The 19,530-nt window shown below is 39.7% G+C and carries 12 protein-coding genes and 2 CRISPR repeat arrays; of the genes, 1 reads left to right on the forward strand and 11 read right to left on the reverse strand.

Annotated features, from left to right (window positions below; all coding sequences use genetic code 11):
* Positions 1 to 29 precede the first annotated feature (29 nt).
* A CRISPR array of direct repeats spans positions 30 to 3,142; the repeat unit is 37 nt; unit sequence GTTTCAATCCCTAATAGGGAGACAATTAAATTTCAAC.
* Between the two features lie 210 nt (positions 3,143 to 3,352).
* The 9 genes from QH73_RS21655 to QH73_RS21695 all read right to left on the reverse strand — a co-directional run bounded on the left by QH73_RS21655 (position 3,353) and on the right by QH73_RS21695 (position 16,198).
* Positions 3,353 to 4,255 (reverse strand): transposase family protein, encoded by a 903-nt coding sequence (locus QH73_RS21655; protein ID WP_132867129.1) that lies wholly within the window; start codon positions 4,253 to 4,255, stop codon positions 3,353 to 3,355.
* Between the two features lie 131 nt (positions 4,256 to 4,386).
* Positions 4,387 to 6,396: direct repeats of the CRISPR family, unit length 37 nt; unit sequence GTTTCAATCCCTAATAGGGAGACAATTAAATTTCAAC.
* A gap of 212 nt (positions 6,397 to 6,608) precedes the next feature.
* Positions 6,609 to 6,896, reverse strand: coding sequence for a CRISPR-associated endonuclease Cas2 (cas2, locus tag QH73_RS21660; protein ID WP_039716204.1), 288 nt, complete (start codon positions 6,894 to 6,896; stop codon positions 6,609 to 6,611).
* Positions 6,897 to 6,917: 21 nt separating this feature from the next.
* Positions 6,918 to 7,922, reverse strand: coding sequence for a type I-D CRISPR-associated endonuclease Cas1d (gene cas1d / locus QH73_RS21665; RefSeq protein ID WP_039716203.1), 1,005 nt, complete (start codon positions 7,920 to 7,922; stop codon positions 6,918 to 6,920).
* 42 nt (positions 7,923 to 7,964) lie between these two features.
* Positions 7,965 to 8,558, reverse strand: coding sequence for a CRISPR-associated protein Cas4 (gene cas4, locus QH73_RS21670; RefSeq protein ID WP_039716202.1), 594 nt, complete (start codon positions 8,556 to 8,558; stop codon positions 7,965 to 7,967).
* A complete protein-coding gene (gene cas6 / locus QH73_RS21675; protein WP_039716201.1) occupies positions 8,545 to 9,405 on the reverse strand; it encodes a CRISPR-associated endoribonuclease Cas6 in 861 nt (286 codons plus the stop codon). The genes cas4 and cas6 overlap by 14 nt, the downstream gene beginning before the upstream one ends.
* A 23-nt stretch (positions 9,406 to 9,428) precedes the next feature.
* Positions 9,429 to 11,645: a type I-D CRISPR-associated helicase Cas3' gene (gene cas3, locus QH73_RS21680; protein WP_236147119.1), complete on the reverse strand. Its 2,217-nt coding sequence runs from the start codon at positions 11,643 to 11,645 to the stop codon at positions 9,429 to 9,431.
* A gap of 52 nt (positions 11,646 to 11,697) precedes the next feature.
* Entirely contained in the window at positions 11,698 to 12,456 is a 759-nt protein-coding gene (gene cas5d, locus QH73_RS21685) for a type I-D CRISPR-associated protein Cas5/Csc1 (protein WP_039716199.1), read from the reverse strand.
* 3 nt (positions 12,457 to 12,459) lie between these two features.
* Positions 12,460 to 13,488 carry a type I-D CRISPR-associated protein Cas7/Csc2 gene (cas7d, locus tag QH73_RS21690; RefSeq protein WP_039716198.1) on the reverse strand — a complete coding sequence of 343 codons (1,029 nt, stop codon included), beginning with the start codon at positions 13,486 to 13,488 and terminating at the stop codon, positions 12,460 to 12,462.
* Between the two features lie 16 nt (positions 13,489 to 13,504).
* The gene (locus tag QH73_RS21695; RefSeq protein WP_039716197.1) at positions 13,505 to 16,198 is read right to left on the reverse strand and encodes a CRISPR-associated protein Csc3; all 2,694 of its coding nucleotides are present in this window, start codon (positions 16,196 to 16,198) and stop codon (positions 13,505 to 13,507) included.
* 182 nt (positions 16,199 to 16,380) lie between these two features.
* Between QH73_RS21695 and QH73_RS21700 the strand changes: the two genes are divergently transcribed.
* Complete coding sequence (locus QH73_RS21700; RefSeq protein WP_039716196.1) at positions 16,381 to 17,244, forward strand: WCX domain-containing protein; 864 nt, start codon at positions 16,381 to 16,383, stop codon at positions 17,242 to 17,244.
* 37 nt (positions 17,245 to 17,281) lie between these two features.
* Here QH73_RS21700 and QH73_RS21705 read toward each other — a convergent pair whose 3' ends face one another.
* Together QH73_RS21705 and QH73_RS21710 are read right to left on the reverse strand one after the other, a co-directional pair.
* The gene (locus QH73_RS21705) at positions 17,282 to 17,719 is read right to left on the reverse strand and encodes an Rrf2 family transcriptional regulator (protein ID WP_039716195.1); all 438 of its coding nucleotides are present in this window, start codon (positions 17,717 to 17,719) and stop codon (positions 17,282 to 17,284) included.
* Positions 17,720 to 17,806: 87 nt separating this feature from the next.
* Positions 17,807 to 19,522 (reverse strand): response regulator, encoded by a 1,716-nt coding sequence (locus QH73_RS21710; RefSeq protein ID WP_039716194.1) that lies wholly within the window; start codon positions 19,520 to 19,522, stop codon positions 17,807 to 17,809.
* Positions 19,523 to 19,530 lie beyond the last annotated feature (8 nt).

Raw genomic sequence — 19,530 nt, forward strand, 5'->3', positions numbered from 1 at the left:
GTGTAGCCTGTTCCTTTAGTTTCATTGCAGGTTCAATCCCTAATAGGGAGACAATTAAATTTCAACATTCTGCGGTGGCGTACCGCTACCCGAAGCGTTGTTGTTTCAATCCCTAATAGGGAGACAATTAAATTTCAACTTGCTCTCGCAATACCAGTCGTATAGTTCCAATAATGTTTCAATCCCTAATAGGGAGACAATTAAATTTCAACCCCCTTGTGGATAGGTTAATAAGAAAGCCTCTCTTACGTTTCAATCCCTAATAGGGAGACAATTAAATTTCAACCAGTTACAGTTAAAGCACCAAGAGCGGCAAGTAAGTTTCAATCCCTAATAGGGAGACAATTAAATTTCAACCCCTAGCGTTGCTTGCATTAGAGACTTTCCAAGTTTCAATTCCTAATAGGGAGACAATTAAATTTCAACCTCAGAAGCCAGTTTAGCTTAATTCCGTGATACAGAGATAGCTAGTTTCAATCCCTAATAGGGAGACAATTAAATTTCAACTTGGATTAGCAAGGAGATGCAATGTTCTGCCTCGTGTTTCAATCCCTAATAGGGAGACAATTAAATTTCAGCCTACAACAGCATCCGCCGTTCTTACTACCAGTTTCTAGTCATGTTTCAATCCCTAATAGGGAGACAATTAAATTTCAACTACTCCAAAAACTCTAAATAAGGAGTCCGATAAATAAGTTTCAATCCCTAATAGGGAGACAATTAAATTTCAACTGGCTCGAATGTCGTCTGTCGGATTGAAGGAAATTTGTTTCAATCCCTAATAGGGAGACAATTAAATTTCAACACCCAAACTATCCTGCGACAAGGAAATGGATAGAAGTTTCAATCCCTAATAGGGAGACAATTAAATTTCAACGCGCGAATGGGAATTTCGGCGAGAATTGAAGCGGGTTTCAATCCCTAATAGGGAGCCAATTAAATTTCAACTTAGGAGCGGCACTATTTCCTGCCACCTTGAACTTGTTTCAATCCCTAATAGGGAGACAATTAAATTTCAACGGCTGCAAAGCTACAGTATCGCCATCAGATTTTATTCTGTTTCAATCCCTAATAGGGAGACAATTAAATTTCAACGTCAATTGGTGCGTTCGCAGCTACTTCTTTGTGATGGTTTCAATCCCTAATAGGGAGACAATTAAATTTCAACGGTTGAGGCAGTGTTAGCTGAGTATCAAGGCAGAGGTTTCAATCCCTAATAGGGAGACAATTAAATTTCAACAAAGTCACATAAAATTATTACTTTGAATTCTACCGCGTTTCAATCCCTAATAGGGAGACAATTAAATTTCAACATCTCTGATTTGTGCAAAGCATTCAGAATATCTTGTTTCAATCCCTAATAGGGAGACAATTAAATTTCAACCTTGCGTACGGAGTTGAACGATTTCTTCAAAGCGCACGTTTCAATCCCTAATAGGGAGACAATTAAATTTCAACTTGATCGTGGCGTAAGCATAGCGAAACCTGACGTTGTTTCAATCCCTAATAGGGAGACAATTAAATTTCAACCCTAACGACTACGTTAGTTCCAACTCCAGTTAAATCGTTTCAATCCCTAATAGGGAGACAATTAAATTTCAACGTATCGGCGAAGAATACTCGCTTGCTACAGCCGGTTTCAATCCCTAATAGGGAGACAATTAAATTTCAACACGCTGCGCGGTGCTAATCCTTTGCTGCGCCGATAATCGTTGTAGTTTCAATCCCTAATAGGGAGACAATTAAATTTCAACAAAGGATGTAGCGATTCTCAGGGAGCAGGTCAAAGTTTCAATCCCTAATAGGGAGACAATTAAATTTCAACCTTCGCCATCTCCCAGTCCTTCGCCTAGCCCAGATCCCGTTTCAATCCCTAATAGGGAGACAATTAAATTTCAACAATTCCTTTGATAAGATAGGCATCAAGTTTCGCAAGTTTCAATCCCTAATAGGGAGACAATTAAATTTCAACTGCGTTGTGCTGAGCTTTTGGGGGATGAATTAGATTGGTTTCAATCCCTAATAGGGAGACAATTAAATTTCAACGATTGCGGCAACCTCCAAGCCATAGTCTGTCAAGTTTCAATCCCTAATAGGGAGACAATTAAATTTCAACTGTAATACAAAAGCTTGGGTGAGGATTTACGGTACGGTTTCAATCCCTAATAGGGAGACAATTAAATTTCAACTTTCTGTTTGGCTCTTAAGGCGACTCCCGCACCCATGTTTCAATCCCTAATAGGGAGACAATTAAATTTCAACACTCAGGCAATAAAGTAACAGCAGCATCACGCTCGGTTTCAATCCCTAATAGGGAGACAATTAAATTTCAACCGATCACTGGTGAGCCAATCGACATCGAGCGCAAAGTTTCAATCCCTAATAGGGAGACAATTAAATTTCAACTAAGAGTAAAATCTTCACTGCTTCTGATGGGGAACCCAACTGTTTCAATCCCTAATAGGGAGACAATTAAATTTCAACCCCAACAATATCTAAAACTGTATCTACAGCATTTACGTTTCAATCCCTAATAGGGAGACAATTAAATTTCAACACTGAAATATTTCTGATAGTCGGGAGATCCATCGCGCTTAGTTTCAATCCCTAATAGGGAGACAATTAAATTTCAACACTTTGACCCGAGAATATGACAGCTTTTACCACCGCAGTTTCAATCCCTAATAGGGAGACAATTAAATTTCAACGTAAAAAAGTAAAGATTAATCCTGAAGCAATTTTGGTTTCAATCCCTAATAGGGAGACAATTAAATTTCAACCTTCGCCATCTCCCAGTCCTTCGCCTAGCCCAGATTCCGTTTCAATCCCTAATAGGGAGACAATTAAATTTCAACAACTCGCTTCGTTGGCAGAAAAACCAAAGAAATCGTTTCAATCCCTAATAGGGAGACAATTAAATTTCAACCCGTCACGATAGAGCAGATAGTCAAGGATGGCTATGTTTCAATCCCTAATAGGGAGACAATTAAATTTCAACCACATCGATCGCAGAGCCACCACCATCAGATTACGTTTCAATCCCTAATAGGGAGACAATTAAATTTCAACTCCACGCTGCATTGAATGCCGATAAATTTGCTTATGTTTCAATCCCTAATAGGGAGACAATTAAATTTCAACATTGGCGTACTTATATTTTCTTTGTTGTATTGCGGTTTCAATCCCTAATAGACTCGTCCGGAAATTTGCAAAGCAGTCCACGTCTGGCTTTGCACAGCATTAGCATGAAACCAGAACCGACGTAATCATAAGGCTTTGAGAGAGTTACTAATAGCAACTATCTGTAAAAATATTCATGGCTAAAGCATAACTATTCTCCAATTTACAATTTTCATGAAACTGGTAATATTAACGCGCCAATTCTTAACCTAACCAGCCCACAAATGGTAAGAATTACCTGCTCATAAATTTGAGAATTCAGGGGGAAACGTTGTTGAGCGATGCGGAAAATTTTGACGAGTCTAATTACGTGTTCGACAAAGATACGGCGGCTGGATAATTTTTTATTTTCCTCTTTTTGCTTTGTCGTTAATTCTCCTTTTCGTGGTTTCTTCTGAGGAGTCGTAATCTTCTCTCCTCCTTGATACGCTTTATCTCCTTCAAACATTTGCTCATTCTCAAACTTTTTTTGTTGGTCGCGGAACAAACTAATATCGCTCGTTGGACCCTTTTTACCTACCTCTATATCTACAATATCTTTGCCTTTCGGTAAGACAATGAATTGATTTTTAAATGTCTGCTGCCTTTTCTTGCCCGAAAAATACTCTTTTTGCTTCTGATAGTCTGAAGGTCTTTCTCTTGGTTGTTCCATACTATCTACTATTAACTGAAATTCCCTCAATAATTCTAAAGCAATCGCGTAATCACCATCCTTTTCTTCAACTTGTTCAAGAAGACTGGCAGGTAAAATTTTTCGGAATATTCTTAACCAGTAATGAAACGTATCATTTGCCTCAGTTTTTGACACCCCAAAGTGCATCCCTAAAACCTCAAACGTTGGCATCTGTCTTAAATAAAACAGACACAAACATACCGACTCGGAAACATTGAGTTTCGGTTTACGTCCTCCTCCTTTCTGATTTATCCGGATTTTTTTACTTTCTCTGTCTACTTGCTGGTTTTGATGATGCCTTTGAGCTTGGCTCAACAAGTCTCGAAACTGGTCATGTGTAATTCCCAGTATTTGCTTTGTCCGATGCGGATTCTCTTGGATATAATCAAGAGGATTTTTCATAGTGGTAGAGCGACAAAATTTCGTTCTACCATTTTTTTAGCACTTAAATAATATTCCGGACAGGTCTAATAGGGAGACAATTAAATTTCAACGTGGGAAACAACTAGTAGTGTAATCATAAATCTGCCTAAGTTTCAATCCCTAATAGGGAGACAATTAAATTTCAACGAGAGAATTCTACAATCTGCGTTTGAGAATGCTAGTTTCAATCCCTAATAGGGAGACAATTAAATTTCAACATCGCGATCGCCCCTGAGCTAGAGCGGGTGCATATCGTGATGTTTCAATCCCTAATAGGGAGACAATTAAATTTCAACGCCATTTGTACAGATTAATCGCTCGAATTGCAATCTGTTTCAATCCCTAATAGGGAGACAATTAAATTTCAACTTATTGCCGTGGGGCGACATCAACAATTGCTAACACGTTTCAATCCCTAATAGGGAGACAATTAAATTTCAACACTTTGATTGGGCGGTTAACTCAGGCGTGGGACGGTTTCAATCCCTAATAGGGAGACAATTAAATTTCAACCACAGTCTCAACACCACCAAAAGTAATTTATCGCGTTTCAATCCCTAATAGGGAGACAATTAAATTTCAACCATCAACTGTATCAATCAAATGCTTGAGAGATCGCCCTGTTTCAATCCCTAATAGGGAGACAATTAAATTTCAACAGTCAATGCTGAAATTTCTCTTGCTAGTCCCTTGTGTTTCAATCCCTAATAGGGAGACAATTAAATTTCAACGTAATTCCCCTAGCTCTGACGATACTCTTTACAGTTTCAATCCCTAATAGGGAGACAATTAAATTTCAACTCCCGTTTTCCAACTTCCAGAAATAAGGTTTAAGTTTCAATCCCTAATAGGGAGACAATTAAATTTCAACATGCTCACCGCTAACCGTTATTCCCGCCGCTACCGTTTCAATCCCTAATAGGGAGACAATTAAATTTCAACTTGTTCCCAATGAATTTAAAACCGGGGTAATTTCGTTTCAATCCCTAATAGGGAGACAATTAAATTTCAACCCTGTATATATAGATATCCGTACTAAATAAGCATATATGTTTCAATCCCTAATAGGGAGACAATTAAATTTCAACCCATCAAATCCGAGCTTTGCCACCTGCTTTGGGAACGTGTTTCAATCCCTAATAGGGAGACAATTAAATTTCAACTGTAGAATTCTCTCTACCTTGCTAGGATTGATATTGCTGTTTCAATCCCTAATAGGGAGACAATTAAATTTCAACTATTGCTAGGAAGTAAAGCTAATAAGCAGAATCAATTCGTTTCAATCCCTAATAGGGAGACAATTAAATTTCAACAGGTGAAGCATGGCTTGGCTAATCTCTACCTCTACAGGTTTCAATCCCTAATAGGGAGACAATTAAATTTCAACTTAGCGCTGGCTAGCTCTAAAGCCGCAGCGTTGGTTTCAATCCCTAATAGGGAGACAATTAAATTTCAACGTTTTAATCCACATCGCATATTGCTGACTTATTTACCTGTTTCAATCCCTAATAGGGAGACAATTAAATTTCAACTCCTATCTTCAGCTTGACTGGTATTGCTGAATTCATTGTTTCAATCCCTAATAGGGAGACAATTAAATTTCAACACTCTAGAATTGCCTATCCAGCGTTTATCTTTGTAGTTTCAATCCCTAATAGGGAGACAATTAAATTTCAACTAGTGTTTCAAAAGTACCGTTTTAGAGACACAATTGTTTCAATCCCTAATAGGGAGACAATTAAATTTCAACTCCTCTTAAAGCCCCTAGCGTAGTTTGCATTAAGGTTTCAATCCCTAATAGGGAGACAATTAAATTTCAACACTCGTCACGCATCTTTTAGCGATAAATCAATTAATAGGTTTCACTCCCTAATAGGGAGACAATTAAATTTCAACCGAGCTTTAGTTGATGGTGGCAGCCTTTGAGTATTGTTTCACTCCCTAATAGGGAGACAATTAAATTTCAACATCGTCACGCAGCTTTTGGCAATTAATCAGTTAATAGGTTTCACTCCCTAATAGGGAGACAATTAAATTTCAACTACCAGTACCTACTATTCCTCCTCGCAGACTGTCACCAAAAGTTTCACTCCCTAATAGGGAGACAATTAAATTTCAACGGCTGAAGCCTGAAAACTAATCCATATGTAGTTTTCAAGGTTCGAGAGCGCGGATAGAGCAATAATAGCATGACAAAAGCTGGTTAATGCATGGTACAAATTGCTAAAACCCAGTTGTAGCAAAGAGCGCGGTAGGTTCTCAGCTATTATTCCTGTAATCTTTTGAATCGTAAGACCTCCAGCATCTTTTTTCAAACTCTCCGTACCAACACCTACCCATCCGCGCACTCAGCAAAGAAAACAGTGTCATCATAAACTGGTTCACCACCAATACGCTCAACTTTACCAAAACAGCAGGCGCATAGGAAATAAAATCGAATACTATCAGTATCCGGCTTAATTAACTTATTTAAACGCCAACGCAATTTAGCATATTGAGTATCGCTCAACTGGCACTCAAACACGCTGTACTGCACCCATTGCCCGTAAGACTTAAGAATATTATGGATTTTGGTACGGCGCTTATCTTCGGAAATATCGTAGGAGACGATAACATTCATATTTACTTTTTACCCTTACGCCTACTTCAAAACCAACGGCGGATACTTCTCAATTTCACCCATTAAATATTTCGCCAGTAACCGCGCTTGTAGTTCAAATGCTTCTTGGTAACTACATTTACGTCCTAAAACTGGGTGCTTGAACTCAGATTGCTTCTTCTGCGCGTATAAGCGCAAGAATGTTTTTCGCCCTTCCCCAGTCAGGGATACCGCATGACTTAATGGTTCTGTCACAAATTCTACGGGTGTCAAAAGTCGCTTATTTAATGCAGATAACACGACTGCATCTACTATCAAGGGACGAAACTCTTCCATTAAATCCAATGCTAGCGCTGGTCTACCATAACGTTCGCAGTGGAGATATCCTAAGTATGGATCGAACCCAACAATATCGATCGCCCCTTGAATATCATGCCGCAATAATGAGTAGCCAAAGCTGAGTAAAGAATTAACTGGGTCAGTCGGCGGACGACGGCTGCGCGTGGTAAAAGTAAATTCTGTAGCCCGAATCAGTTGGTGGAAGCAGTTGAAATAAGCCGCACTACCAGCACCCTCCAAACCCCGCAGCGAGTTGATACTGTTAGTTGTGTCAATTGGTGCGATCGCCTGCTCTAAACGTGTAATATATGCTGATAAATCTAAGTCTGGAAATTCCCGTTGGCGACGGATAAGTAGATTTCGGTAGTTTTTCAGCTTACCGCGCACAAATCCTTGAACGACATGAATTGCTTGGACTGACTCACCAACTGCTTGCCATTGTGCCTTGCGAACAAAAATGTTTTTACTAACTTCTGGTTCCAATCTACCTAAATAACGACCTGTTTCTGTGAGAAAAGTCAGAGGTATATGACGTTCCAGCAGTTCGGAAATTGCCGCTGGTGAAACTGTAGCACGTCCCATAACTACAACACCATCTATTTTAATTAACGGCACATCTAAAATTGTTTTTTTATCAAATTTGACATGAAGGCGTTCATCTGTTTTGCCAATAAAAGCATCTTCCTGAGTGATATAAACTGTACCCATGTTTGCATCTATAGTTGATAAATTAGAATGATAAAACTAAAATTACGTGGCTTCTTGATAGCGTCCAACCTTATCTACAGCACCAGGTAAACAACGTGAAAATAAACTACAACCATCACAGCGTTTTGTTTTGACAGCCTTTGGCATTTCTCCTGTCGTTAGCAAGGTTTGAACGGCTTGAATAGTTGCGATCGCACTTTGACGCAGTTGATTAGTAATTTCGACTAATTGGCGTTGATGCGAATGGGCATAGTAAATATAGCCATTACTAATAGATTGTCCAGTCATTTCTTCTAAACACAAAGTTTGGGCGCAAACTTGCAGTTCGTCGTTATCCCATTCACCTTTGCGTCCTCGCTTGTATTCAACTGGATACCATTGACCATTTTCTACTTCAATTAAGTCAGCCTTTCCGATTAACTTGTATCGTTCTGACTTCAGCCAAATTGCCCGAACTTGCCAAGTTTCTTCTCGACTTCCTTCTCCTAATGTATGAACGCGATCGTGCAAACTCGTACCTTCAATCGTATATTGGTTATCAATAAATTCTCCCGCACAAAACATTCGCCAGCAGCGGTGTGGGCAGTAAATATATTGATTTAATGCAGCAATAGGAATGTATTCAAGATCGTCCATAGTTTTTATAATTTGAAGAACGCGAATCAATTGCTAATAGGCGGCGCACCATGCCCATACCCATTGTTGTTTTACGTCCTACACCCGTATATAAAGCAAAGTCAGCTAAAGCATTAATTTGCTTAATTGCGATCGGTTCGACATCTCCAAGAATACGATAGCTAATTTCACCAATACAACCGATAAATTTACTGTCGTAATTACTAAGAACTTCCGTATGAATCTTGACAAAACTTGGATAAATTGAGTCAAATGAGATATTATTTAATTCAATTCCACTATATTTATTCCATCGCCCTAAAAGACTGTTGAAGACGCATTCTTTCACGGGAAGAATCGTATCATATTCACCTTGACGGAAGGCTACAGGTGTAGCAAAAGTGAAATTCAGAGTGCGATCGCGATCGCTAGCTTGTTCGTATAATTGGGCATAGGTGCAAGCATTCGCCCAAGGCTGTGTCGATTGGGGAGTACCGAGAATGCTGGTAACGTACAAATCGGCGGAACCTAAATGCCAAGGGTGTTGTGGATTAAGATTCAACCACAGTGGGGTTAATTTGCTAAATAGAGTGTCATCGAGTAGGGAAATACGCCACCAGCAGGAAGTTCCTGCGGGAATGGGTTTTTGATGACCAAATTGTAAGGTATGGTGATGTTTGTGCTGTTGTATTTGCAAGGGTGAGAGGGTAAAAGCTTTATCTGCGTTGGAGGAATGTAGATAATCTCCCAAGGTTTTATCGACGGAAGTAATCAGAGTGAGAAATAAGGCGTGATAGTGTCTACCAGTGAGGAATTCTGGGTATATGGGAGATTGGGGAATGAGGTTGAGGACGAGGCTGTGAGGCATAGTGAGTTTAGACTTAATGGAGATTAAACAATAAAAACTTCATCATCTGGAAGACGTAGCTGTTTAAACTTCATTGCCATTGTTAAAATTCCTGATAAGCCTGCTAAAAACTCGTATTGTCTTTCATCATCATTGCAAGCAATAGTTATAGGATACGAAACAATTCCTTGTTTATGTAACTGGAAAAGAGTAGCAGCATTAGTTCGAGGACAAATAATGACTCCTGGCAAAAGATTTTTTGATAATGTCTGCAATTCAGGTGTTGGACGTATTGCTCCTCCAACGCTGCGAATAATTTGACAATTTTTAAAAGCTGTTAATTTATTCAGTTCCGTGTTGATAAACTCTTGTTGACTATCAAGATATCGCATTCTAAAACTCAGTTTATAAGTCTCAGTTGCACGAGTTCTGATTTCGATAAAATCACCGTTTTGAACAAATTCGTAATAGCGCAATAGATGAAAAGGATCGATTTGACTTTTCTCAGCTTCATCTAAGATAAAACCGAATGGATCGCGAATGGGAAGGTTTTCAAATAAACTATAGCGAAAAGTAAATAATGGGGCATAGCTTGTACTAAAAATTTCAGCAAACTCTTTGAGTTCAGCTACTATGTCATCTTGTTTAAAAATATCTTCGTATGCATCTATTGTCGTGCGTCCAGCTTGTAAATCATCCCACTCTTCAGGTGATTTTACTCTAATATAGTTTTTAACAAAAGCTCGCCCACCTTTGATATACTTCCAGTCTTTTTTGAGTTTATCTAAAGACATTTGAGCAATATTTTCAGCACCTTGCAAAACTTTCATTCTGTAGCGATAGTCTTGCCAAGTGCGATTTCCCCCAAGAATTGATTTTAAAGTACCAAACAATTTTGGAATTAATTCAGCAAGTGCTAAGTTTTCAGAATTTTTTTCCAGTTCTAATAAAGGACGTGCGATTTCTAGAGATGCTTCTGAACGCCAATAAGCTGTTAAAAAAGGCTTGTCTAAACAGGGAAGTATATTGAGTAAATCTTTTAGCGCGGTACGACCTCCAGTCGTATTAAGAGTATTTAAACCTTCTTGCCAAGCATTAGCAGGCAAGTAAGCAATAGCTTCTGAATCAATATTAGTTTCAGATTTACCTAAAACACGTCCTACTCTACCTATTCTCTGCCAAAAAGCAGCGCGATCGCGTGCCGAAAAAATTAACCAGTCTAAATTCTGTCGTGTTGGTTCGGGGTTCCTTTCAAAGTTAAATCCTACATCTACAGTGCTAGTTGCCAAAATAACTTGACACTGCATAGCCTTTTGTCTATCTTGTTTAGGTGCAGGTCCCGTAATGCGTCCGATATAATCAGTGAGTCCTCGATTATCTAAAACTTTTTTGAGAAGATTAATATTATCCAGAGAATCCAAAATTACAGCACCATTTTTATCTGGACTTTCTCGAAGTCGATGAACAACTTCTGTAGCTAATTCTGCTATCCACACTTCTTTACTGTCTGGCTTCGGTTTTAACTCTAAGTTGACTGCTGTTTGTGATGGGACAAAATTAGTATTAGCTGCTTCTCCATCAATTCTCGCAATCCTCACCCCTGCCTGTTTTAAATTTTCTAATGCTGATTCACAAGCTGGTTCTGGTGTTGCTGTCAGCAATACTATCTTCCGTCCATGTTGAAAAAAGCCAAAGACGTGAGAGTATGCTAGATAAAACAGCATTCCTACTAGCTGTTTAGCATCGTAGAGATGAAATTCGTCAAAGATGACTGTAGAGAATTTAGTGTAAAAACTAGCAGCAATATTATCTCTGTCTAGCTTGTTGTATGCAAAAAAAGTTGCATAGTAGAAAATATCAGGATTCGTTACTAACAGAATTGGTGTATTTGCTCCAACATCATCAAAAATTGTAGCAGGATTGCGCAAGACATTATATAGTTTTTCTCCTGAACGACTGCCAACTTTATCGTTAGACCAGCTTTTAATATCTTGAGCCGAAGCTGATTTGACAATATGAGGTAAGTTAGCCTCACGCACAAACTGCTTAGCTGCTTCTGTTTGCTGTTCAATTAAAGCATTAGTTGGTGCGATATAAACAGCACTTTTATGTGGCTGATGTTTTAAAACTGTCAACCCTGCTTTAGTTTTACCCGTACCAGTTGGTGCTAAATCGAGAATAATATCGGCATTTTTTGATTGTTCAAACACATCAACTTGATGTTGAAGTGCTTTTGTCATGAAAGATATTTCTTCTGGCAAATTTACACAAACCGAAATACTACGAGGTTCTAGCCTGGTAACTAATCTTTGATTATTCATTGCTACTGCCTCTACCGCAAAAATGTAAGTCTGCTGGGATGATTGTTTCATCAATCTGCCAAGCACAACCTCGAAAACGTAGATTTTTAATAATGGGTGCGGGAGGGATAGAAATTAAATCAAAAGCTAAAGTTTCTAGTTGCTGTGGTAAATCGGTAGCATTTAGATAATGTTGACTTTGATATTCACCTTCCGGTAGTAAATTAACTGATGATTCATTGAGTATGTTGACTTTAACTTTACTCATAAATTTACCAAGACGAATATAATCGGGTAATTGGCTATTTCCAAACACCAAAGTTTGAAATCTGTTACCGCGTTCAATCATCCGCAGTTTTCCAGTTTGGGGAAAATTACTTGGTCTAAATGAATTAGGTTTTTTCCCTTGGCGCTGTAATGGTAAATCTTCTCTTGCAGTAGCAACCCGATTATTAGTCATTGAATACCAATAAGCATCAGAAAGAGCATTAAAACGTTCAAATCTGAATGCAATTTTATCTAGAGGTGAAGCTGGTAAGATATAAAAATCTCGTGCTATTGGTTGTAAATCTTCTTTGTAGGTTGGTCGTCCTGTAGCCTGACCTTGGAGGCGATAGGGGGAATTTACTAAACCTAAAGCATAGGTAAGAGCGTAATTCCCAATGACCCCCTCAGTATAATAGGTATCAGACAACTCCCTAGAGGCAAAAAAAACTGGTTCGAGACAGTATAATTCAATAAGTTTTGCTTGCTGAAAAGGAATTGTTGACATAATCTAACTCTCTACTTCAACTGGAGTATTTTTTCCTTTACTTTTAGTCTTTTTCTTTTCAGCCGCAACCTGACGGAAAGATTCATAGGATTGGCTTAAGCGTTTGAGAAAACTATCGCGTTCTGCTTCTGACCAATGAGTCTCTACATCAGCAATTAAATTGACTAATTCTGCTTCAGATAAATGCACAGATACTCCTCTTCTATTTCTCCAATTTGCAATGGCTTGCTGGCTAGCTGTAATTAATTGGTTAGAATTCAGAGGGTGTTCTAAAGGTTTACCTAAAACATCGTAAGTAGCTTGTACGAGTTCTAAAGAACTTGGTAGTTCAGTAATACTACCAAATACACCTAATATTTGATTTTCCATGCGTCCCACACGACTGGACACAGCACCGTAACGACTGGTGAATAAAATATTACCGACGACATATCGTAGTTCATCAGCAGTCACATCTTTGAGAGTGACGACATCTAAAAAATGTACGCCTGGTTTGATATATTCGCTCGTATTTAAAGCTGTGGAAGCGTTACTTTTTTCATCGCGCATCGTACCATTTTCATAAATAGCGTTAATTGTGCGATCGCCCACAACGTCACTAGCAGGTAAAATACTAAAAGCATCCTCAGTCCAAATACGGCTTTTTTGTGCGCCACCACCACCAGCAGCGAAACCATACAGGAAACAATCTACGCACATTTCACAGGGTGAATTAGTATTTAAAGAACAAAGAGAGCCATCTTTACTATTAGTATATAAAAGCTCATGCGCTCTTAAATGCTCTCTACCATAGCGTCTTTCCGGTGCTATTTGCTTACGCTTAGTCATTACCAAGCGTTGAATTATAGTTTTTTGATTTTCACCTTCTAAACCTGCTTGGACAAACTCACTACACATTGGTTCGCCAGAACCTTCTGTACGAAAAATAGTTTCAGAATGAGTTGTTCTTAAAACTACTAAAGTGATAAAACGTCCTTTAGGAAAATTTTCGTAAGTGGTTGCAAGAACTGAAGAAAGCTTTTGAATCGACATAATTAACTCCTATTAATTAAGTATTGGTAGTATTTTCATCTGAATCGTCTTGAGATTGAGATTTTAGTTGCTTGCGTGCTTCCTCAAGAAAGAATAAATAGGCAGCTTCTAAAGTTTTTCGGTCAGATAGAAACTTTTCAGGACGTGCTGAATAAACTTCCTCATATAGCTTTCGCAAAACCTCGTAATAACGCTTAACTTGTTCTAGCTTCGTCGCACCAACACCGTGTTCGCGAATACGATCTAAACGGGTGTGGTATTGTTGTATCAAAGCTGCAAAAATCATCTCTAAATCTAAATGAGATTTTTGAGTGCGAATAGCAGCAATAAAAGCTGTGAAAGGTTCTGTTTGAGCAGTACGTTTGAAAGAGCTTCCCCAGATTTTCGCCTCCGCTGCTATTTGAGCAGCTTCTTTGAGATACTGAGTCAATAATGCGGTTTCATTTGGCATAAGATTCTTCAATAAAGTATTTAATGATTCGCAAATCCGACTCCAAATTGCACTCAAATTTGGTTCATCTTGTTCTCGTAAAATCCAACGTAGTAAAACATAATAAAGTTCTATTGGTCTCGCACAAGCACGAGCTAAATCGTACAAACAATCATCGGCTTTTTGAATACTTGCTACAGATATTGCTAGTTTGCCAATACAACGTAGACGCTCAAGAATTTTTTCTGCATCTTGACGTTCTTGATATTGTCCATTCCCTAGTAAAGGTTGCAGAGCAGCAGGAATTCCTTCTACTCGTCCGTAAACATCATTAAATAACTCGACTTCTAAGTTGCTACTAAGAGTAAAAGGAAAGCCAATATCTAAAGACAAAGATATTTCTAAACCGAGTCTCAGCGATTTAAGTAATGCTAAAGAAGCGTTAGTTTCTCCCCACACTATAGGAATAATCACTGTTGTATGTACAAATTCTGGACGCTTCGGTAACGCTGCACCAACTACTTTATTAGCTTTAAATTCAAGTATGTTATCTCGATATAGCTGAATTTCATCAACAGTGACAGTGCCACCCTCAGCATTTGTTGCTGCGAGTTGTTGTAGAAGTTCGCGCCAAATTCTTAATAATTCAGGTGCAGAACCTTTAGGTAATGCTAAATGTAAATAAAGTGGGTCTTGTTTTTTAACAGATGGGAAATTTGCCCCAACCGACATCAATTGATAAGCTAAAGCTGCAATTGAATCTGCTTGTCTTTTAGGCTCTGCATTGATACCACCTGGTAAGCGATTAGAAAAAGCTTGGACTTTCGTACCTGGAGGCATATTATCTGAAATTAGCTCATCTATATTATTAGAAGTGGAGCCTAAAGAGCATCTTTGTCTAGGATTTGCTTCTATATAAGCATTTAAATCATTGACTCCATTTAACCGAATAGCAAAAGGTAAATTTACCATTCTGTTAACGGCTGCAATCACTTCCTCAGATACCTCTATGTCCTCTGAGGATTGTGTACTTTTCTTTCTAAGTTGGAAAGATTCTTTGAGAGCTTCTTGAATACCTTCAATTCCATTAATAGCAGCTTTTGCAGCAAATAAAGGTCGCCCATATTGACCATTAAATGGTTCAAGAGCAATCCGTTGCTGTTCAGAAATACCAGTATGACAAGCAATTTTGTCCCAAACTTCTTTAGGACTTAATCCTACCTCACGGTAGCTGAGATAAGCTGCTTTCAATCCCTCAGATATGGCAAATTCTTCTGCATTACTCACAGGTATTAAACCAACTTCAGTCGCTTTGTTTATTGCATCTGCACCAGCCGCATCGCCCCACTTAGTCACATCTTTAGCAATCTTGTCTGATTTATAACTAGCTTTTTTCTTTTCTAGAAGCGCCTCAATATTTATTAATACTTCCTCTATATTTTGCTGAATAGCTTGATGAGTAATCTTAATACCATCCTTAGTAGGTCTAACAAGTCTTTCGATATTATTCCCAAAAACTAAGTCGATTTTACTTTGCCAAACACCCGCTATTTCTTTTGTCAAATTTACTTTTGGTAGGGCTTCACCTTCAAACAGTTCGCCATCAGGAAAAATTGCTAAAGAATTCAACCCATGCTTTTGTAAAACTTCTTCACAAGCACCTAATAGTAAGGCTGTAATATAACCTTTATCTTCAGTTAAACGTAATCTAAGCAGGTTGCAGCTTCGCCCAAAAGCAACAGTTAATTCCGTTTCTAGTTTGCGAAAACGTTTTTCATCTGGAATTCCTAAATCAAACAAATCAGCAGCCGTCAGCATCGCCGCCCATCGTTCAATGTCTGGGTCTTCTGGTAAAAATCTTGCCGCATCGCTGATGTTGTGACCTGAATGTCGTTCAATTAGCTTTCTGACTAATTCAAAGTCATCGTCTGTCACCACAAAAGTTAGTACACAAGCCCTTTCAAGCTGTTCTCTTAAAAAGTCCTTATTTCTGGCTAGAGTTTTGACATTACGCCCTTCAGTATCTAATTTATTCAAGTCATGAACAGCCGTTGCAGCTAGCAGCAATGGTCTTTTATCTTCAGATACTCCTGCTATTCGACTTACCGTCAAAATAAATTGACAGGCAGAATCTAAATGCTCTGCAAGGGTTGTTCCTTTCCTTACCCCATACTGATGATGGTGTGCGTGATTTTCGTATAGTTGAGGGCGAATTTCACTGAAATAACGCTCCTCCAAACTTTTGGGAGGGCGATTTAAAAGCCTATTGCGCTTAATCATATACAGTTATTTCAATCCAAAATCAAGTCTAGGTTGCTGAGCCAACTTTTGAGATGAGTGCTTATACGGAGACAATCTTGCAAGTTAAAGCTGTGTCACTGCACTTTTTGCAATCAGACTATTTATAATTACATTTATGAATATGACATAACGTTTTAGAAAGTGCAAGTGTATTACTGTAAATGCCCAGAAAAAAAGATACGATTACACTGTCAATTCCGCCAGGGACTAAGGAAAAACTCGAAGAAATAGCCCGTCGCCTCAATATCCTTTGGGGCAAAGAAGCCAGTGTTTCTGGCTTAATCGTGGCGATCGCACAACACTCTGTAGAGATTGGAAAGCCCTTCACGCTTGACGCTAACCAAATTAACGCTTTACAGCAGGCGATAAAAGCCCTCAACGATGCAGGTCACATAGGAGAAGCACAAACTGTACTTGCACTCTTATTGGAACGCGGCAATCTCGAAGCGCCACTGCGTCAATCGCTGATGAAACAACTCGGTCAACCCGTTCGAGAATGGAGGAGTAGGATAGAAGAACTAATTCAAACACAGCAGCCTTTTTACCTGCTCTATCAAAACTCTCAAGATCGGGAATTAGATTATAAAGTCCGTCACGCTCAAGTAAGATTTTTTGAAAAACGCTTCCATTTGATGATTTGGTGCGACGAGACAGCAGACGTAGAAGATGATATCCCAGAACTGCCCGAACTATGGCACAACCGTTGCCTGAGCTTTGACAGAATTAAATCTGTCGTGGCTACTAGTGGGGATTGGCGAGACGAACTCGATTACATAGAAGTGCAATTACACTTTCGGGGTGGGCTAATTAAAGCTTATCAACCGAAGGAAGAAGATCTTGAAGATGACACAATCGGTGATGTACGTCAGGTAGTGCGACGAGTCGCTAATCCCTTCTGGCTAATTCGAGAAGTGGCACGGTATTGGGAAGATTGCGTCATTGTATCGCCGGAGAGTATGCGCGATCGCCTCAAGCAAAAAGTCCTTACTTTATGCAAGTTGTATGATATCGAAACCAGAGGTTAAATTAGGCAAAGATACGAACAGAAACTAGCTGCTAAGCCTAAATATAGTACATATAATCTAACTGCCTGCGAGCGGAAACGCGATCGCACAAGTCTTGGAGCGTATAGTTTTGCCAAACTGTGTTAGCCGCCTGTTCTGCTGATTGCCAAACTTCCTCAATCGCACCTCTTTCTGCGGCTTCAGGAGCATTCTTCTCTCCTGAAGAAACAATGTCTAATCCTTCGATACAACGCAAAGCATCTAGCAGCGTAATTTGGCGTGGTTCTCGTGCCAGGATGTAACCACCCTTAGCTCCACGTACACCTTTAATCAATCCGCCTCGCCGCAATATCGCCAGCAGTTGATCCAAATAACGCTCTGGTATATCTCGTCTAGCTGCTATCTGTCGAATTTGGAGTAGCTGAGCGCTCTGATAAGCATTCGCCAACTCTAGCAGCGCCAGCAGTGCATATTCAGATTTGCTCGAAAGTTCCATTGGAAAAACTAGAAGGTAAACAGAATTAGTATGACTAGCTTACACCACCAAGCGATCGCATATCCCGGCGACACGAACAAAACCCCCTCAATCTATGGATTGATGCATGGGTAGCGTCACGATAAATTTTGCTCCTTGGCTTGGCGTACTTTCGGCTGTAATACTGCCACCATGCCGCTCGACAATCTTACGGCAAATCGCTAAACCTATGCCCGTGCCTTCGTATTCGCTGCGACCGTGCAACCGTTGAAAAACTTGAAAAATGCGATCGCAATACTTTCGATCGAAACCAATACCGTTATCTTCAACTGTAATTTGACAAAGATAAGTATTTAGCAAATTCTCAGTTAATTGTTCGCGATTATCGATAATTTGACTGTAGATCTTCACGCAAGGAAGTTCATTTTTTCGCCGAAATTTGATGGCATTGCCAATCAAATTTTGCAATAACTGACGCATTTGTAATGGGTCTGCATGAATGGTTGGTAGCTCGCTCAACTCCACGCGCGCCTCAGTTTGCTGAATTAACACTTCTAAATCTGATAGTACCTCTTTTGCTACCTTGGCAAGATTCACGACAACGAAAGGTTGCGCCCTAGTTGTAATTCGTGAAAATACGAGCAAATCGTCAATTAAAATCTGCATTCTCTGGGCGGCGTTTTGCATCCGCCTGATATAATCAGCCCCCTGTTCGCTCAAGATTTCGCCATATTTTTCTTGAAGTCTGTTGCCGAATGCCTGAATCTTCCGCAACGGTTCTTGCAGATCGTGCGAAGCAATCGAGGCAAATTGTTGCAATTCGGCATTCGATCGCGCTAGCTCCTGAGAGTAGCGAGTTTCTTGTTCTAAAAGTTGAGCTTGAGTTATGGCAATACCAATTTGATCGGCTAGCTGTCCCAGCAACTCTGTCTCAAAATCAGTCCAATCTCGCGGACTACTGCATTGATGGGCAATTAAGAGACCCCAGAGTTCTTCTTTGATAATAATCGGCACGACCAGTTTTGCTTTAACTTGGACTTGCCGCATGAATTCAACTAAACAAGGCGCAATGTTTTCTTCCCGTTCCACATCGGCAATGCCGCGAATTCGCCCTTGACAGTAAAGCTGATGGCAATCCTCTGGAAAAACTTCCGCAGCAAATTGCTGTCCCAGAACTGAGAACCAACCAGGTAGCACTGCCTCAGCAACTGCACTACCAGTACCATCCGATCGCAGGCGATAAATTAAAACTCGATCCGCTTGCAGAATCTTCTGGACTTCGATCGCCGCCGCTTGTAGAATCTCCTCTAACTGAAGAGATTGACGAATTTTCAGCGCGACTTCCGCAAATAATTGCGATCGCTGATACTGCCGTTGGCGCTGCTCGATCTCCTGCTGTAACTGTACGTTTTGCGCTTGGAGTTGCTTGGCTAGCGATCGCAACCGAAGATGCGTCTGCACCCTTGCCAACACCTCTTCATGCTGTAATGGCTTCGTTACATAATCGACTGCTCCCACCTGCAAACCCTTCACTTTATCTGCTGTTTCAGACAAGGCAGTCATAAAAATTACCGGAATCTCCCGCGTTGATTCATTCGCTTTGAGGCGGCTGCAAGTTTCAAAACCATCTATCCCTGGCATCAAAATATCTAACAGGATCAGATCTGGCGAGGCATATGCTGCTTTTTGGAGCGCGCTTTCACCATCTTCAGCGATCAAAATTTTGAAGCCGTAATTAGTTAAGAAATCGAATAGGATTTCCAAATTAGTAGGAGTATCATCGACCACTAGGATCGTGCCTGGTTCGGCAGTAGCCACGCTCATTCATGCCT

Origin of the sequence: Scytonema millei VB511283 (assembly GCF_000817735.3) — a bacterium.
GTDB lineage: Bacteria > Cyanobacteriota > Cyanobacteriia > Cyanobacteriales > Chroococcidiopsidaceae > Chroococcidiopsis > Chroococcidiopsis millei_B.

Bases quoted from the DNA above. Each gene is read 5' to 3' on its own strand.
- QH73_RS21655 (WP_132867129.1), bottom strand. From the start codon at position 4,255: ATGAAAAATCCTCTTGATTATATCCAAGAGAATCCGCATCGGACAAAG.
- cas2 (WP_039716204.1), bottom strand. From the start codon at position 6,896: ATGAATGTTATCGTCTCCTACGATATTTCCGAAGATAAGCGCCGTACC.
- cas1d (WP_039716203.1), bottom strand. From the start codon at position 7,922: ATGGGTACAGTTTATATCACTCAGGAAGATGCTTTTATTGGCAAAACA.
- cas4 (WP_039716202.1), bottom strand. From the start codon at position 8,558: ATGGACGATCTTGAATACATTCCTATTGCTGCATTAAATCAATATATT.
- cas6 (WP_039716201.1), bottom strand. From the start codon at position 9,405: ATGCCTCACAGCCTCGTCCTCAACCTCATTCCCCAATCTCCCATATAC.
- cas5d (WP_039716199.1), bottom strand. From the start codon at position 12,456: ATGTCAACAATTCCTTTTCAGCAAGCAAAACTTATTGAATTATACTGT.
- cas7d (WP_039716198.1), bottom strand. From the start codon at position 13,488: ATGTCGATTCAAAAGCTTTCTTCAGTTCTTGCAACCACTTACGAAAAT.
- QH73_RS21695 (WP_039716197.1), bottom strand. From the start codon at position 16,198: ATGATTAAGCGCAATAGGCTTTTAAATCGCCCTCCCAAAAGTTTGGAG.
- QH73_RS21700 (WP_039716196.1), top strand. From the start codon at position 16,381: ATGCCCAGAAAAAAAGATACGATTACACTGTCAATTCCGCCAGGGACT.
- QH73_RS21705 (WP_039716195.1), bottom strand. From the start codon at position 17,719: ATGGAACTTTCGAGCAAATCTGAATATGCACTGCTGGCGCTGCTAGAG.
- QH73_RS21710 (WP_039716194.1), bottom strand. From the start codon at position 19,522: ATGAGCGTGGCTACTGCCGAACCAGGCACGATCCTAGTGGTCGATGAT.